The organism is Paenarthrobacter sp. (assembly GCF_031180005.1).
GTDB lineage: Bacteria > Actinomycetota > Actinomycetes > Actinomycetales > Micrococcaceae > Arthrobacter.
In genome coordinates, this window is record NZ_JAPSHI010000012.1 from 25,147 (window position 1) to 40,079 (window position 14,933).

Annotated in this window: 13 protein-coding genes; 5 read left to right on the forward strand and 8 right to left on the reverse strand. The window is 63.1% G+C overall.

Annotated features, from left to right (window positions below):
• Positions 1-18 precede the first annotated feature (18 nt).
• The 3 genes from RIF72_RS10655 to RIF72_RS10665 all read right to left on the reverse strand — a co-directional run bounded on the left by RIF72_RS10655 (position 19) and on the right by RIF72_RS10665 (position 3,343).
• Complete coding sequence (locus RIF72_RS10655) at positions 19-1,374, reverse strand: sugar ABC transporter substrate-binding protein (RefSeq protein ID WP_309074780.1); 1,356 nt, start codon at positions 1,372-1,374, stop codon at positions 19-21.
• A gap of 73 nt (positions 1,375-1,447) precedes the next feature.
• Complete coding sequence (locus tag RIF72_RS10660; RefSeq protein WP_309074781.1) at positions 1,448-2,374, reverse strand: carbohydrate ABC transporter permease; 927 nt, start codon at positions 2,372-2,374, stop codon at positions 1,448-1,450.
• A gap of 9 nt (positions 2,375-2,383) precedes the next feature.
• Complete coding sequence (locus RIF72_RS10665) at positions 2,384-3,343, reverse strand: sugar ABC transporter permease (RefSeq protein ID WP_309074782.1); 960 nt, start codon at positions 3,341-3,343, stop codon at positions 2,384-2,386.
• Between the two features lie 213 nt (positions 3,344-3,556).
• On the opposite strand from RIF72_RS10665, the gene RIF72_RS10670 reads away from it, so the two are divergent.
• Positions 3,557-4,756, forward strand: coding sequence for a Gfo/Idh/MocA family oxidoreductase (locus RIF72_RS10670; protein ID WP_309074783.1), 1,200 nt, complete (start codon positions 3,557-3,559; stop codon positions 4,754-4,756).
• Between the two features lie 14 nt (positions 4,757-4,770).
• Complete coding sequence (locus RIF72_RS10675) at positions 4,771-5,790, forward strand: LacI family DNA-binding transcriptional regulator (protein WP_309074784.1); 1,020 nt, start codon at positions 4,771-4,773, stop codon at positions 5,788-5,790.
• A 113-nt stretch (positions 5,791-5,903) separates the two neighbouring features.
• On the opposite strand, the gene RIF72_RS10680 is transcribed toward RIF72_RS10675, so the two are convergent.
• The 4 genes from RIF72_RS10680 to acs form a co-directional block, all read right to left on the reverse strand.
• Complete coding sequence (locus tag RIF72_RS10680; protein WP_375164216.1) at positions 5,904-7,259, reverse strand: FtsX-like permease family protein; 1,356 nt, start codon at positions 7,257-7,259, stop codon at positions 5,904-5,906.
• Positions 7,260-7,266: 7 nt separating this feature from the next.
• Complete coding sequence (locus tag RIF72_RS10685) at positions 7,267-8,016, reverse strand: ABC transporter ATP-binding protein (RefSeq protein WP_309074786.1); 750 nt, start codon at positions 8,014-8,016, stop codon at positions 7,267-7,269.
• Between the two features lie 151 nt (positions 8,017-8,167).
• Entirely contained in the window at positions 8,168-8,956 is a 789-nt protein-coding gene (locus tag RIF72_RS10690; RefSeq protein ID WP_309074787.1) for a DeoR/GlpR family DNA-binding transcription regulator, read from the reverse strand.
• Between the two features lie 180 nt (positions 8,957-9,136).
• A complete protein-coding gene (gene acs / locus RIF72_RS10695) occupies positions 9,137-11,182 on the reverse strand; it encodes an acetate--CoA ligase (protein ID WP_309074887.1) in 2,046 nt (681 codons plus the stop codon).
• A 469-nt stretch (positions 11,183-11,651) separates the two neighbouring features.
• Between acs and RIF72_RS10700 the strand changes: the two genes are divergently transcribed.
• From RIF72_RS10700 to RIF72_RS10710, 3 genes are read left to right on the forward strand one after another with little or no spacing between them, the layout of a single operon-like run.
• Positions 11,652-13,139 (forward strand): hypothetical protein, encoded by a 1,488-nt coding sequence (locus RIF72_RS10700; protein ID WP_309074788.1) that lies wholly within the window; start codon positions 11,652-11,654, stop codon positions 13,137-13,139.
• 11 nt (positions 13,140-13,150) lie between these two features.
• Positions 13,151-13,945 (forward strand): endonuclease III, encoded by a 795-nt coding sequence (gene nth / locus RIF72_RS10705; protein ID WP_309074789.1) that lies wholly within the window; start codon positions 13,151-13,153, stop codon positions 13,943-13,945.
• Positions 13,942-14,619: a CoA pyrophosphatase gene (locus RIF72_RS10710; protein WP_309074790.1), complete on the forward strand. Its 678-nt coding sequence runs from the start codon at positions 13,942-13,944 to the stop codon at positions 14,617-14,619. Before nth ends, RIF72_RS10710 begins: the two co-directional genes overlap by 4 nt.
• A 37-nt stretch (positions 14,620-14,656) precedes the next feature.
• On the opposite strand, the gene RIF72_RS10715 is transcribed toward RIF72_RS10710, so the two are convergent.
• Complete coding sequence (locus RIF72_RS10715) at positions 14,657-14,857, reverse strand: DUF1508 domain-containing protein (protein ID WP_309074791.1); 201 nt, start codon at positions 14,855-14,857, stop codon at positions 14,657-14,659.
• Between the last annotated feature and the right edge of the window lie 76 nt (positions 14,858-14,933).

Here is a 14,933-nt window from a genome sequence, read left to right on the forward strand (position 1 = left end):
GGTGCTACGGGAGGGTTGTTACTTCGCGAAGAGTGCGTTGACCTGTTCGTTGGCGGCTGTCAGCGAACTGGCCGGAGACTTGCCGGCGATCACCGCGTCCACTGCCGGCTTCATGATTCCAGCAACCTTGGAAGCGTTGTCGGTGATCGGCAGCATGAAGGTGGTCTTGTCCGTCACGTGCTGGGTGAAGGCGCTGACGTCCACATTCTTGGCCTTGAAGGCATCGGCGGCCTTCTCGGAGGAAGTGGTGATGGCCGGGAACACGACGGCCTTGGAGGCCACGACGTCCTGGCAGGCTGAGGAGCCGAGGTACTCGACCCACTTAATGGCGGCGTCCTTCTTCTTGGTGCCGGCCCAAACTGAATCGGCCAGGCCATTGAACATGGAGGCGCGCTTGCCTTCGGGCCCCTGGGGTGTGGGGGCGATGCCGACGTCGATGCCCTTGTAGCCGGTGTACTGGCCGATCATCCAGGAACCATTGCTGTTGATGGCGGCCTTGCCTGCGCCGAAGTTGTCGGCGGCGTTGGCGCCAACGGTGGTTTCGAGTTTGGGCATGTAGCCCTTCACGGCGAGCGAGGCCCACCAGTCGATGGTGTCCTGGAGCTTCTTGTCGTCGTAGTTGAAGTGGGTGCCCCAGGGGTTCTTGTCTGTGGTGGTCCAGCCAGTGGTGGCGGACAGGTAGCTCCACTGCGTCTGGCCGGCGTTCTCAGCATCGGAGCCCGGCAGTCCCAATCCGTAGACGGCAACATTGTTCTTGTCGAAGCCTGCTTCGTCGCCGCGTTTGCCGTTCTTGTCCACAGTGAGTCGGGCGATTGCCTTCTCGTACGTTCCGCCGTCCTGCGGGTTCCAGGTCAGGGAGCCCATTTGTTCAGGGGTGATGCCGGCGTCGGTGGCCATCTTCTGGTTGTAGAACAGTGCGACGGTGTCCCAGTCTTTGGGCAGGCCGTAGCGCTTGCCATCCTGGCCCACCCAGAGGTCCGCGAGGCCTTCGTTGTACTGGGAAACGTCAACCGTGATGCTGTCGTCAAGGGGCACCAGCTGCTTGGTCTTGAGGAAGTCGGGGTACTTGGACAGGTGGTCCGTGAAGACGTCCGGTGCGGTGCCGGAGGCCATGCCGTTGGTGAGCTTGGACCAGTAGTCGTCCCAACCGGTCTGGGTGATCTTGACGGTGATGTCCGGGTTGGCCTTGGTGAAGTCTGTGGCGCACTGCTGGTAGGCGGGGAGCTGGTTGGCGTCCCAGAGCCAGTAGCTGATCTCGCCCGTGGCAGCGTCTCCTCCGGCACTCCCCTCGGAGGAGCCTCCAGAGCAGGCGGACAGAGCGAGGACAGCGGCTGCTGCGACGGCGACGGCGCCTATTGCCTTCTTGTTCATCATGGTTGGTCCTTTCAGGACGGGATGGGGTGCGTGCCGGCACATGCCGGTTTCCGCGGGAGGGAGGTGAAGAAAGCTATTTGGTGCCGTTGAAGCCGATGGAGTTGACGATTCGTTTGCCGAAGATGGCGAAGAGGATCAACACGGGCGTGGCGGACACGAGCGTTGCGGCCATGAGCCCGGACCAGTCCGGTGCCCCTTGCGGGGACTGGGATTTGAAGACTCCCAGTCCCACCGTGAGTACCCGGGATTCCTCGGAGGTGCCTACGAGCAGGGGCCAGAAGTATTCGTTCCACTGACCCATGAAGGTCAGTAACGCCAAGGTCGCGATCGGGGCAGCGGCGTTGGGCATGATGATCTGGAAGAAGATCCGCCAGTGCTTGGCGCCGTCGAGCATTGCAGCTTCTTCAACTTCCCTGGACATATTCAGGAAGAACTGGCGCATGAAGAAGATCGCGAACGGGGTCATGAACAGGTAAGGCAGCACGAGTCCGAGCATGGAATTCAGCAGGCCCAGGTTCTTGATCAGCAGGAAATTGGGCAGGGCGGTGAAGATCGGCGGCACGAGCATGGTGGCAAGGAACAGGGAGAAGACCGCGTCGCGGCCTTTCCATCGCAGCCGGGAGAACGCATAGGCGGCCATTGAGCTGAAGAACACCGCGCAGGCTGTAGTGATGCCGGAGAAGAGCAGCGAGTTCCAGAGGTACTGCCAGAAGTTGATCGAAGCGCCCGAGCCGCCTTCTGCGATGGCTTCGGAGGCACTCTGGAGGCCGAAGACACGCTTGAACGCGCCCAGGTTAAAGTCGGCCGGCAGCAGGTTGGCGGAGTTCGCGGCGAGGGAGCCGTTGGAGGACAGGGCTGTGCGCAGCACCCAGTAGAAGGGCAGGATGCTCACCGCGATGGCCAGGGTGAGGAGGGTCAGGGCGATGGCGCGGCGCCAGTTGAAGGGACGGCTCAGTGGGCGACGGCGGCCAGCGTTCCTGGGCGAGGTAAGAATGGTCATGGCGTGTCCTTAGTCCAGGTCCGACTGGTTGCCGCGGAGGAATTTCATCTGGATGAAAGCGACAATGGCGAGGATGAGGAAGAGGATGACAGCCAGGGCGGATCCATAGCCGAAGTCCTGTTCGTTGAAGGCGCGCTGGTAAATGTAGAACTGCAGCACACGGGTCGCGTTGACAGGTCCGCCGGCGGTGGTGACGGCAACGGTGTCAAAGACCTGGAAGGAACCGATCACGGTCACTACGAGGACCAGTACCAGGACCGGTCGCAGCAGTGGCAGGGTGATCCGCCAGAAAGTGCTCACGGCCTTGGAACCGTCGATGCTGGCGGCCTCGTAGACGCTATTCGGGATGGCCTGGAGTCCGGCGAAGATCAGAAGCGCTGTGTAGCCCATGTGTCGCCAAGTATTGATGAGTGCCTGGGTGGGGATGGCCCATTGCTCGCTGCCGAAGAAGGCTACCCGGGGCAGTCCGGTCCATTCGATGATCTGGTTGATAATGCCGATCTGGTAGTCAAGCATCCAGAACCACAGCAGAGCCGCGATGACGTTCGCCATCAGATAGGGCATCAGAAGCGCACCGCGGATGAGGGTCGACTTTGCGACGCGGTGCATCAGGATTGCAAGGCCCAGGGCCAATGCAGTCTGGAGGACAATGTTGATCAGCACGTATTCCGCGGTGACGCCCAAGGCGTTCCAGAACAGCGGGTCCTTGGCGATGCGTTCGTAGTTCTGTGCGCCAATCCATTCAGGGTCGCCCAGGATGCTGTACTCGGTGAAGCTGAGATAGATGCCCCGGATGGTCGGGACGAGGTAGAAGAGGATCAAACCGACCATCGCCGGAGCGATGAAGAAGAGAGCGACCTTCAGGTCCCCGATGCCGCGGAACCCGTCGGATGGTTTTCCCCGCTTCCGTGACTTCCGCGGCGCCCTGGCGGAGAGCCCCGGATCCGGTTGCTTGGTTAGCGTGGTCATCGTTGACCCTTTCCTTGCTGTGATGTGAGTAACAACTGGATGCGAATCTACACGAGTAGATTCGGGCGACGCAAGAGCTTTCGCAATTTTTTGGTGGTAAATGTTCAAATTTGTTGCTTCTGTTGACTCGAGTAGATCCCGATGCAAGACTCGACGGGAAACCACATGAGGACACAGCGGCGGCTGCTTCGGCAGCCCCAGGGAAGGCAGACAATGACGTTTTCGATCGGTGTTGTGGGTGCCGGGCAGTTCGGCAGCCAATTCGCCCATTTGTTCAAACTCCACCCCGGCGTCAGTGCGGTCTATGCAATCGACGAACTTCCCGAGCGGGCTATTGCTGCGCAGGAACGCTGGGGGCTGGATGGCGTGATGGGCAGCTTTGAGGAGCTGTTGAAGTCCGACGTCGATGCTGTCGCCATCTTCACGCAGCGGTGGACGCACGGGCCGCTGGTCGAGCGCGCGCTGCGTGCTGGAAAGCACGTATATTCAGCCGTGCCCATGGCAATCTCTGAAGACGAAATTGAACGGATTATCGAGGCCGTGCGTGAGACCAAGTTGGTCTACGCGATGGGCGAGACCAGCTACTACAACCCCGCAACGGTCTTCGCCCGGCAGCAACATGCGGCCGGCAAGTTTGGCCGCATCTTCTACACCGAGGGCGACTACGTCCACGACATGGATCTCGGGTTCTATGAGGCTTATCAGTACAGCGGCGGAGAGCAGTGGAAGGAAACCGCCAGCTACCCGCCCATGCTCTACCCAACCCACGCGATCGGCGGCGTCCTGGGCGCCGTCCCCGGACATGCGGTCAGCGTCAGCTGCATCGGCGTGAAGGACCAGCGTGGCGATGGCGTCTTCGACAAGGACGTCAGCATGTTCGCCAACGACTTCTCGAATGCCACGGCGCTCTTTGAAATGAACGACGGCGGCGCGATGCGCACCAATGAGATGCGCCGCGTAGGGTACCCGTCGCATATTCGCGAGTCCCGGTTCCGTTTCTTTGGCACCGATGCCAGCTTCGAGCAACTTGCCACCACCACCGTGTGGCAGGACAAGTCCACCGTGGAAGACGTGTCCGGGCAGGTGGAAACCAAGCCAACCATGTCCTTGAATGACCCCTCGCTGGCCGACGTGGCCCCTGAGCTGCGGGATGCCTTCATCTCGGGGCTGGCTCCAGTACACGACCAGTCCAGGCTTCCCCAAGAGTTCCTGGGAGCGCCAAACGGGCACGAAGGAAGTCATCAGTTCCCGGTGGACGACTTCGTCACGGCCGTGAATAACCGCAGCCTTCCTCCGGTAAACGCCTGGGTGGCGGCCCGGTTCACGTTGCCGGGAATCGTAGCCCACGAGTCTGCGCTTCGTGGCGGGGAGCGCCTTCCCATCCGCGACTTCGGTGATGCTCCTGTGGAGTAGCTAGCATTTACCTCATGACAACTTCGGCGGTACAAACCTCGCGCGGCCCGGTTACACGCAAAGACGTGGCCCGGTACGCCGGGGTGAGTACCGCCGTCGTGAGTTATGTGGTGAACGGTGGACCCAAGAACGTTGCCCCGGCGACGGAAGCCAAGGTTCGCGACGCCATCCGCGTTCTCGGTTACCGGCCCAACGCCGCCGCCCGGGCCCTGAAGCTGGGATCCAGCGAGACCATTGGCGTGGTGGTTCCGGATAACACCAACCCGTTTTTCACGCAGCTGGCCCACGCTGTGGAAGACGCCGCAGCGGAACTTGGCTTCGGCATGGTGCTCACCAACTCGGACGGAAGCCTGACGCGCGAACGCAAGAACATCCGCACGTTGGCCGCCCGCCAGGTGGACGGTGTATTTTTGGCCAGCTGTGTGTTCGACCCCGATGTCACCGAACTGGAGGCTTCGGAGATTCCGTCGGTGCTCCTGAACAATGCAGGGTCGCCCCCGGGACTTAGCAGCGTGGGCGTTGACCTCCAAGCCGGTGCGCGTGCTGCCGTGGAACATCTCATTGGTCACGGGCATACGAATATTGGCCTGGCAATCGGCACTAATACGGGCAATCAACTGGATGGGCGCGAGGTGGGGTGGCTGGCCAGCTTGCGGGATGCCGGGCTGCCGGAAGGGCCCATGCTGCACGGTCCCTTTAGCCGTCCGGGCGGCTACGAGGTAGGCAAGCGCTTCCTCTCGATGTCCAACCGTCCAAGCGCGATCTTCGCCAGCAACGACATGCAGGCCATCGGCATCCTCCGGGCCCTGCATGAGGCCGGCGTTCGGGTGCCCGAGGACCTTGCGCTGGTGTCCTTCGATGGCTCCCTGGACGCCGAATACAGTTGGCCCGCACTGACGACTGTTGCCCAGCCTGTCAAAGCGATGGCCGAAGCCGCCGTACAGGCACTGGTAGGAAAGGGCCGCGGAGATGAACTGCAACATCAGATCCTGCCCACCGAGCTGATCATCCGGCAGTCCTGCGGCTGCAAATAGCCCGCGGGCCGCAAATAGCCCCGCCGAGATGGCATGTAATACCAATGTTTGTGGGAAATATCGTCATTAAAGGCCGCCTCGAGGGGCTGGGATTACGACGGCGGCTGGCCGGCTTAGGAGTCCATGCTCGCGTAGCGTTCGGGGCGGGCCAACACCTGGCTGATCTGAGCCGTTCCCGCGGCCACGGCCAGCCGGACCAGCAGGAAGCCGGCGGCGAACACCCCGCCGATGGTCAGGATCACCACGGGCTGGGTCAGCAGCGCAGCACCCGTGAGCGGCAGGACCAGGACGGCAGCTGCGGCAGCTGAAATGCCCGCCACCAGGAACAGCGGCGACATCACGGCTTTGACCCGCGCTGCCACCATGAGCTTCCGTGGCATCCCAACCCGGTCCAGTGCCACCAGCGTGGAAGCCCGGTCCAGTACGGCAGCAGCCTGGTTCACCCCAGCAGAACAGGCAACCATCAGGAACGAGCCCAGCAGCGTGATCATCACGCCGGTGTTGATGTCCCGGACAAGCAGCGTGGCTTCAGTGTCACCGTTGGTGCCCATGGAATCAGCCACAGCCATGCCGACACCCACGAATACCCCCACAAAACTGGTCATCGCCACGCCCCCGACTTGTCGCCACGATTCCTTGGGGCTTTCCAGTACCGTCCGCGCGGCCAGCAGTTGCTCGGGTCGTTTGGCGTGCTTGAGCTGGGACAACGCCCGCAATCGCAGGATCCACGGTCCCATGAGGTTCAAGGCCAGCAGCGCCAGTCCGAAGCAACCGCCCATCACGGCAACGATCACAATGAACGCACCGAAGCTGCTGAGCATCCCCATCGCCACCACTCCCACAACCACCACCGCAGCCGCGATGAGTCCGCGAACCCAGTGCGCGCCGTCGGCCGTTTGCCGGGTCCGGACACCCAACGGTGTCACCATAACCTTCCGGAGCCCCAATGCGGCGCTCGCCGCGGCAAGGACACAGACGGCCAGAACGCAGCCGAGGATGGACGGCACTGACAGCCAGGCGTGGCTCCCGATTGCTTGGCCGCGGAACTGGATCAGCCCCAGGAACGGCGCCGTGCAGGCATAGAGCCCCGCACCCGCCAAAGCTCCTACGGCAGCGAGGACGGTGGACTCTATGACGGTCATCCACACCACTGTCCCGCTGTTGGCTCCGAGCAACCGCAGGGAAGCCAATCGGTCATCACGACGGCGGGCGGCGAGTCGGGCGGCCGAGGCGCCGAGCGTCAGTAACGGGATGATGAGCAAGACCATGGCGACGACGGCCAAGGCTTGGTAGGTGCTTGCGATGTCGTCGGACCAGGACCAGAAGACCTGTGAACCTCCGGCCACGGTGAGCAGCAGGGCGGTGACCGTCCCGAAGGCCAGGATAGGAAGCCCAGCGTCGCGAAGACCGGTTTCACGGAAGCTGCTTCCGTTGCTCCGGGCGAGATACGGGGTGAGGCGCAGGGCCATGGACAGACTAGACATTGAAGGCACCCTTGAAGTTGGCGGTGGCTGGCGCAAGCCGCGGGGGAGCCGGTGAAGGGCTGCCGCTATCTGCCACGATCCTGCCGTCACGCAACTCCACAACCCGCTGACAACGGGCAGCAACTGTGGGATCGTGGGTGACCACCAGGAGCGTCCGGCCATTGGCAGCTACTGAATGGAGAAGCACGTCCAGGACTTCCTTGGACGTTGCCGAATCCAAAGCGCCGGTGGGCTCGTCCGCGAAGACAACCCGGGCGCCCGTGACCTGGGCGCGGGCGATAGCAACGCGTTGCACCTGTCCACCGGAAAGCTCGCCTAAACGGCGTTGTTCCATCCCCGCAAGGCCCAAAGCCCCAAGCCATTCTGCGGCTCTGGACTCCGAAGTGCTGCGGTCCGTGCCGTTGAGCATCAGGGCCAAGGCGACGTTTTCCAAGGCAGTGAGCTCCGGCAGCAGCATGCCTTGCTGGAAGACGAAGCCGAACTCCTCGCGCCGCAGTCGGGACAGCGCAGCATCTCCCAAGGTGTCCAGCCGCAGGGGTGAGGACGGCGTGTTCAAGGTGATGGCACCGGCGTCGGGCGCCAATATTCCGGCGAGGCAGTGCAAAAGGGTGGTCTTACCGGAACCAGATGGTCCAATGATCGCAATGGACTCGCCGGAGTTTGCTGTGAAGTCGACGTGGTCCAAAGCGATGCTGCCGGGATAGTGCTTGGTGAGCTGCTGGGCGTGGAGGATGGCGTTCATATAACCAGCATCCCTGCGGCCCCTATCCTGGGGCGTCAGTCCCGCGGCTGAACTCTGCGGGCCGGCCTCCACCCGAGGTATGAGACCCAACTAGGTAGCAGTTGACGTCGTTTTGAGCTCTCAGAACGACGTCAACTGCTACCTACATGGGTTAGGCCTCGGCGATCCGGAGCTTCGCGACATTCTCGGCCAGGACGCGCCGGGCGTCTTCACCCAGCAGTGAGTCCGTGATCAGTTCGTCAGCCTCCTCCAGTTGGGCGATCGAGGCTATGCCCACCACGCCCCACTTGCTGTGATCGGCCAGAACAACGGTGCTCCGGGCGGACGCCATGAAGGCGCGGTTGGTTTCCGCTTCCAGGAGGTTGGGCGTTGTGAAACCGGCCTGGGCATCCATGCCGTGGACACCAAGGAACAGGACGTCCAGGTGAAGCTGCTTCAGCGAGGATGTTGCTATCGGCCCAACCAGGGCGTCCGACGGCGTCCGCTCGCCGCCGATCAAAATCACTGTGGACCCGAAGCGTGCCGGCCCGGATGAGGAGCCGTGATGGAACAGATCTGCGATGCGGACGGAGTTGGTGACCACGGTGATGCGGGGCCCGTTGACGAGTTCCTTTGCCAAGGCCCAGGTGGTGGTTCCGGCGCCGAGGCCGATGGCCATGCCTTCCTGGACAAGGGAAGCGGCCTCCACAGCGATGGCGTGTTTCTCCGCGGGCAGCTGCGTGGACTTGAGTTCGAAGCCGGGCTCGTGGGTGCTCGCATCGCCTGGAAGTTTGGCTCCGCCATGGATGCGCTCAACGCGGCCGGCTTCCTCAAGGGCTTCGATGTCGCGGCGCACGGTCATGGGGGAGACCCCGAGTAGTTGCGCGAGGTCCGAGACCCGCACCACACGTTCCCGCTGGACGGCGTCGATAATAGCGGAGTGGCGTGCTGCCTGAAGCATCAGGGCCTTTCTGGGGAACCTCGTCGAACATGGGGCTGAGTCTGGCTCCAGTCTAGGGCGGGACGCTTCCAGAGCACGGCAGGCCCAGCGCACGACGTCACGTAAGTCCGCTGCGGAGGACGGCTTAACGCACGACGGCGCTGCTCGCCTTAAGAGGTGAGCGGCGCCGTCGTGAACTACTTACTTACGGAGGGACTCCGCGATCTGGGTCATGATGCCTGGGTCTGCCAAGGTGGTGGCGTCGCCGGTGTCGCGGCCTTCCGCGATGTCCTTGAGGAGACGGCGGACGATCTTGCCGGAACGCGTCTTGGGCAGTTCCGGAACGATCAGCAGCTGCTTGGGCTTGGCGATCGGGCCGATTTCCTTGCCCACGTGGTTACGGAGCTCCAAGACGGTTTCGTCGCCGTTGTTCACGGCGTCGCCGCGGAGGATGACGAACGCGACCACGGCCTGTCCGGTGGTCTCGTCAGCGGCCCCAACCACGGCCGCTTCAGCGACGGACGGGTGCGAGACCAACGCGGACTCGATCTCCGTGGTGGAGAGGCGGTGGCCGGAGACGTTCATGACGTCGTCAACCCGGCCCAGGAGCCAGACGTCGCCGTCTTCGTCCTTCTTGGCGCCGTCTCCAGCGAAGTACATGGCCTCGAAACGTGACCAGTAGGTGTCCTTGAAACGCTCGGGATCGCCCCAGATGCCGCGGAGCATGGAGGGCCATGGTTCGCGGACCACCAGGTACCCGCCTTCGCCGTTGGCCACCGACTGACCGTTTTCGTCCACGACGTCCACGGCGATGCCGGGCAGCGGAACCTGCGCGGAGCCGGGCTTGGTGGCGGTCACACCGGGCAGCGGGGCGATCATCTGCGCGCCGGTCTCGGTCTGCCACCAGGTGTCCACGATCGGGGCGGGGTGTTCCTTCTTTTCGCCGTTCTTGCCGGCGTTGGCGCCGATGACGTCGCGGTACCACATCCACGCTTCGGGGTTGATGGATTCGCCCACGGAGCCCAGGACACGGATGGAGGAGAGGTCGTACTTGTCCGGGATGTCCCGACCCCACTTCATGAACGTCCGGATGGCAGTGGGAGCTGTGTAGAGGATGGAGACTTTGTACTTCTCCACGATTTCCCACCAGCGGCCCTGGTGCGGGGAGTCCGGGGTTCCTTCGTACATGACCTGCGTGGCGCCGTTGATGAGCGGAGCGTAGGTGACGTACGAGTGGCCGGTGACCCATCCGACGTCGGCCGTGCACCAGTACACGTCCGTTTCGGGGTGGAGGTCGAATACGGCTTTGTGCGTGTACGCGGCCTGCGTGAGGTAGCCGCCGGTGGTGTGCAGGATGCCCTTGGGCTTACCGGTGGTGCCGGAGGTGTAGAGGATGAACAGCGGGTGTTCGGAGTCATGCCCGACGGCGGTGTGCTCGGTTGATGCCTTATCTACCGTCTCGCTCCACCAGAGGTCGCGGCCTTCCACCCAGTTGACGTCCTCGCCGTTGCGCTTGACCACAACAACGTTCTGGACAGTGTGGCCCTCTTTGGAAAGGGCTTCGTCCACGGCCGGCTTCAGCGCGCTCGGCTTGCCGCGGCGGTAGGTGCCGTCGGCGGTGACCACGAGTTTGGCTTCGGCGTCCTCGATCCTGGAGCGGAGGGCGTCTGCGGAGAACCCGCCGAACACCACGGAGTGCACGGCGCCGATCCTTGCACAGGCAAGGAGCGTGATGACGGCCTCGGGGATCATGGGAAGGTAGACGGCCACGCGGTCACCCTTGGCGACGCCGAGTGACTCGAAGGCGTTTGCGGCCTTCTTGACCTCTTCGGTCAGCTGCGCGTACGTGTAGGTGCGGGTGTCGCCGGGCTCGCCTTCGAAGTAGATGGCCACACGGTCGCCAAGGCCGTTTTCCACATGGCGATCCAGTGCGTTATAGGCAGCGTTGACTTCACCGCCGACGAACCACTTGGCGAACGGCGGGTTGGACCAATCCAAGGCCTCGGTGAAGTCCGTGTTCCAGGTCAGCAGCTCGCGGGCCTGCTTGGCCCAGAACGCGGGACGGTCCGCGTCTGCTTCTTTGTAGGCGTCAGCGCTTGTGACGGCGTTGGCGGCGAACTCTGCCGACGGCGCGAACTTGCGGTTCTCGTGGAGGAGGTTTTCAAGCGCCTCAACGTGTGCGGCTGGGCCGTTCTGAGCCGTTGAAGCTGCAGCGGTGGCCGTGGATCCGGTGGTGTCCTGGGACATGGTGAACCTCATCATTCATCGATCTTTGCTGCGCGGATCCTGCCGTGAGGTTCCCGCCCGGGCCGTCGTCGGCGTCAGGCGCGTTCCTCAAGGGTCCGCAGAGTGCTGTCCGGCATCAACACTATCGCTTTGAGAAGTCCAGCGTGTGCGTCGTCACAAATGCGGCAGTGAGCGGCGCGAATTTAGCGACGAATGGCTGGTGGAGTGGTCGGGAACCGTTTACATGACGACGACGGCGACCCCGCCCGCCGCTGCCGGCGCAGCAAGTGTTGGCTTCTCTCTGTAAGGAACCTTGGAGTTTGCTGTGGGCGAAGCTGGATGACCGTTTTCAGCTAGAACCCTGTCAGTGGGGTGGCATAGGCTGAAGGAGTCTTGGGACGCACTTCTGGCGTGTCCGGTTCTCCGCGGGATCCCCGAGGAACTCGCCGGGCCGGACTGTCCAAGGCGCCGCCGTACGAAGGAGAAATAGATGAACCAGCTGAGCCCAGGCCCGCACGACTCACAGCCGACGGGACCGGACACCACGGCTGGAACGGCCACCGCTGCAGGTGGCAATGCTGCAGCTAAGAACGACGCTGCCAAGTATGACGCTGTCGCCGGGCCATTCACCATCCGGGACCTGACTGTTTTCGGCTCCACGCTCCTGATGTTCGTAGCGTCGCTCCTGCCAATGTTTGGGGCGCGCTATAACCTCTGGAACCTCGGAAACCTGTTCTTCCTGTTGCTGGGCATCATCCTGCCGCTGGTTGTGGTGGCGCTCTTCGTGGCCCGCAGGCTGCAGCCGGGAACAATCGTCCGCGTGGGCTCGCTGTCCGTCGACCAGTTCGCGTCCGTCACGGCCTCCTTCGCCTTCCCTTTGTTCTTCCTCACTATTGCCAACTCGTTCAATGGCAGCGTCCTGCTGGGTTTGGTCGGTTCTGTAGGCCTGCTGGCTGCAACGGTTCTGGCTCCACACCTTCCGTGGCTTTCGGCTGATTTCAAGGGCCGTGCTGAGACGGCGGCGCACGTTGTTGCACGCGAGGCAGCTTTGCCCAGCCGCAAGCCGTCCGCCCCGAAAGCGCCGAAGGCCCCCAAAGCGACGAAGACGTCCACCACAACCGGCTCAACCACGGGATTTCAAGGATCGACGCCCGGTTACCAGGCTCCGGCAGCCCACGTTTCTGGTACAGCGGCCGCCGCAGCCTCCACTGGTGCTCCCGGAGCGGGCGCTCTTGGCGCGGGCGCTCCGCATGCCGGTTCTGCGGCAGGCTCCAGCCCCTTTGCTCCGCCGGCCAGCTACGGAACAACACCGTCCTCCGCAACCGAAACCCCCGCCGTCGTGCATGCCGCTGACGCCAAGCCCGCAGAGGGTACTGGCCCTGCAATAACCAGCCCTGCAGTCGGTGCCGTTGCCACTACTCCCGCCGCTCCTACGCCGTCCGGTGCAGGTGCTTCTCCCGCCGCGTCTTCGCCTGAGAGCGGAGAGCCTGCTGGAGCGTCGGGCGCGAAGGACGCTCCGATATCGGCCCCGGCTTCGGCGTCTGAGCCAGCCACCACCCAGCACGCTGCGCAATCTGCCACTACCCAGCACGCTGCGCAGCCAGCCACCACACAGCACGCTGCGCAGCCAGCCACCACACAGCACGCTGCGCAGCCGGCAGCGCAGCAACCGTGGGCTGCCACCATGGCCACCCCCATCGTCTCCGGTGACACACGCAGGGTCAGCGACTCGATCGGCGCAACCGTGGACCCAGCAAGCCGTCCGGAAGAATCCGATGCGCCCCAGTATGAGGCCTTCTGGTTCGCTGTTGCCCAGCCCCGGACTGCGTACGACGAACACACCGGCACTCCGGCCTTCACCATCGAACCCGGCGGATGGGTCCTGGCGTTGGAGGACCGGGGCCATGAATTCCTGGTCCAGGACACCGACGGCAAGGTTGGGGTTCTTCGGGAGCTCAGCAACATCGAACGCGGCTAAGCAGGGATCCCGTGGCCATCGCTGAAGCTGGTTCGCTGCTCGCGCTTAAACGCCGGGCTCGCAAGATCAACAGGGTTCTCGCTGATAAGTATCCCTACGCCCATGCGGAGCTGGATTTCAGGAACCCCTTTGAGCTGGTGGTGGCCACGGTCCTCTCGGCCCAAACCACGGATGTGGCCGTCAACCAGGTCACCAAGATCCTCTTTGCCCGTTATCCGGATGCCCGCGCCATGGCTGAAGCAGACCCCGTAGAGCTGGAGACGATACTTCAGCCGACGGGCTTCTTCAGGGCCAAAGCGAGGAACGTCCTGGCGCTCAGCACACGGCTTGTGGATGAGTACGACGGCGTGGTCCCGGGACGTCTTGAAGATCTGGTGACGTTCCCGGGCGTAGGGCGCAAGACCGCGAACGTCGTTTTGGGCAATGCATTCGGTATTCCCGGGATCACGGTGGATACGCACTTCGGTCGGCTGGCCCGTCGGTTCGGGTGGACGGCCTCGGATGATCCTGTGAAGATCGAGTTCGATGTCGCGGAATTGTTTGAACCCCGGGACTGGACCATGCTCTCTCACCGGGTGGTGTTCCACGGGCGCAGGGTCTGCCATTCCAGGAAGCCGGCCTGTGGTGCTTGCCCGGTCGCCAGCCTCTGCCCGAGCTACGGAGAGGGCGAAACGGACCCCGTCAAGGCAGCCAAGCTGCTGAAGTACGAGCTTGCGCCGGGCAATGAAGCTTTGCTGGAGAAGCTCCTGGCCGAGACGCATAGGGCCGCGGAGATCCGCATGGAATCGCAAAGGAGGCCCGGGTGACCGCGCTTGAGGAACTATCCGCACTGGTCACCCGCTTTGAAAACGGTAAGCAACAGCACTCGGCCCTGTGGGAGAAGCTCCCCGTCACTCGGGAAACGAACCGGGCCGCGGCAGTTCTCATGCTTTTCGGCGTGCTGGACAACATTCCTGCCGAATCAGGACGCCCCATAGCGCCGGCCGACCTCGATGTCCTCCTGCTCGAACGGGCGCACACCCTTGACGACCACCCGGGCCAAGTGGCGTTCCCGGGCGGCAGCGTGGACCCGGAAGACGAGTCGGTAGTGGCCGCAGCCCTTCGTGAAGCTGTGGAAGAAACCGGCCTGGACTCTAGTGGTGTCCGTGTACTTGGAGTCATCCCGGAACTGGGACTTATCAGGAGCAACTTCCGGGTGTCGCCCGTCCTGGCATGGTGGGATGCGCCATCGCCGGTTCGCGTAGTGGACTACGCCGAGTCCGCCCAGGTCTTCAGGGTGCCGGTGCGCGACCTTTTGGATCCTGTTAACCGCGTCACCGCCACTATCTCCCGGTTCGGCCGTACGTACACCAGCCCTGGTTTCACCGTGAACGGCGTGCTGGTGTGGGGTTTCACGGGGATGGTCCTCAGTGGCCTCTTTGACGAACTTGGCTGGACCGTTCCCTGGGACAAGGACAAATTGCACGATATCGACCTCTAACGGGTCCTTACCTGACTGGTCCTGCGCGCTGGCGCTCTTAGGCAGCCTTGCGGGCCGTCGTCGAACGGTCCACGATTAGTCCCGTGGCTGCATTTTCCCGCACCGCGTTGATGCCTGCAACTACGCCCTCGAGGTGCGTGAACATGGGTGATACGGCCACGACGGTTCCATCGGCCGCAGTCAGGCGGAACCGGTAACCTTCGTCGTTGTCTTTGAGAATTTCAAACCTGCCAGCCATCGAAATGCTTCCCCCTTTTGATGCTTCCTTGCACAAGATGTGGACCAGCAAAACTATCCACATAGTGAAACTATCC

What these genes read in the sequence shown, in the direction of transcription:
- RIF72_RS10680 (WP_375164216.1), bottom strand. Translation starts at nt 7,259, where the DNA reads ATGGCCCTGCGCCTCACCCCGTATCTCGCCCGGAGCAACGGAAGCAGC.
- RIF72_RS10690 (WP_309074787.1), bottom strand. Translation starts at nt 8,956, where the DNA reads ATGCTTCAGGCAGCACGCCACTCCGCTATTATCGACGCCGTCCAGCGG.
- RIF72_RS10685 (WP_309074786.1), bottom strand. Translation starts at nt 8,016, where the DNA reads ATGAACGCCATCCTCCACGCCCAGCAGCTCACCAAGCACTATCCCGGC.
- RIF72_RS10665 (WP_309074782.1), bottom strand. Translation starts at nt 3,343, where the DNA reads ATGACCACGCTAACCAAGCAACCGGATCCGGGGCTCTCCGCCAGGGCG.
- RIF72_RS10660 (WP_309074781.1), bottom strand. Translation starts at nt 2,374, where the DNA reads ATGACCATTCTTACCTCGCCCAGGAACGCTGGCCGCCGTCGCCCACTG.
- RIF72_RS10675 (WP_309074784.1), top strand. Translation starts at nt 4,771, where the DNA reads ATGACAACTTCGGCGGTACAAACCTCGCGCGGCCCGGTTACACGCAAA.
- RIF72_RS10700 (WP_309074788.1), top strand. Translation starts at nt 11,652, where the DNA reads ATGAACCAGCTGAGCCCAGGCCCGCACGACTCACAGCCGACGGGACCG.
- RIF72_RS10715 (WP_309074791.1), bottom strand. Translation starts at nt 14,857, where the DNA reads ATGGCTGGCAGGTTTGAAATTCTCAAAGACAACGACGAAGGTTACCGG.
- RIF72_RS10655 (WP_309074780.1), bottom strand. Translation starts at nt 1,374, where the DNA reads ATGATGAACAAGAAGGCAATAGGCGCCGTCGCCGTCGCAGCAGCCGCT.
- RIF72_RS10670 (WP_309074783.1), top strand. Translation starts at nt 3,557, where the DNA reads ATGACGTTTTCGATCGGTGTTGTGGGTGCCGGGCAGTTCGGCAGCCAA.
- acs (WP_309074887.1), bottom strand. Translation starts at nt 11,182, where the DNA reads ATGTCCCAGGACACCACCGGATCCACGGCCACCGCTGCAGCTTCAACG.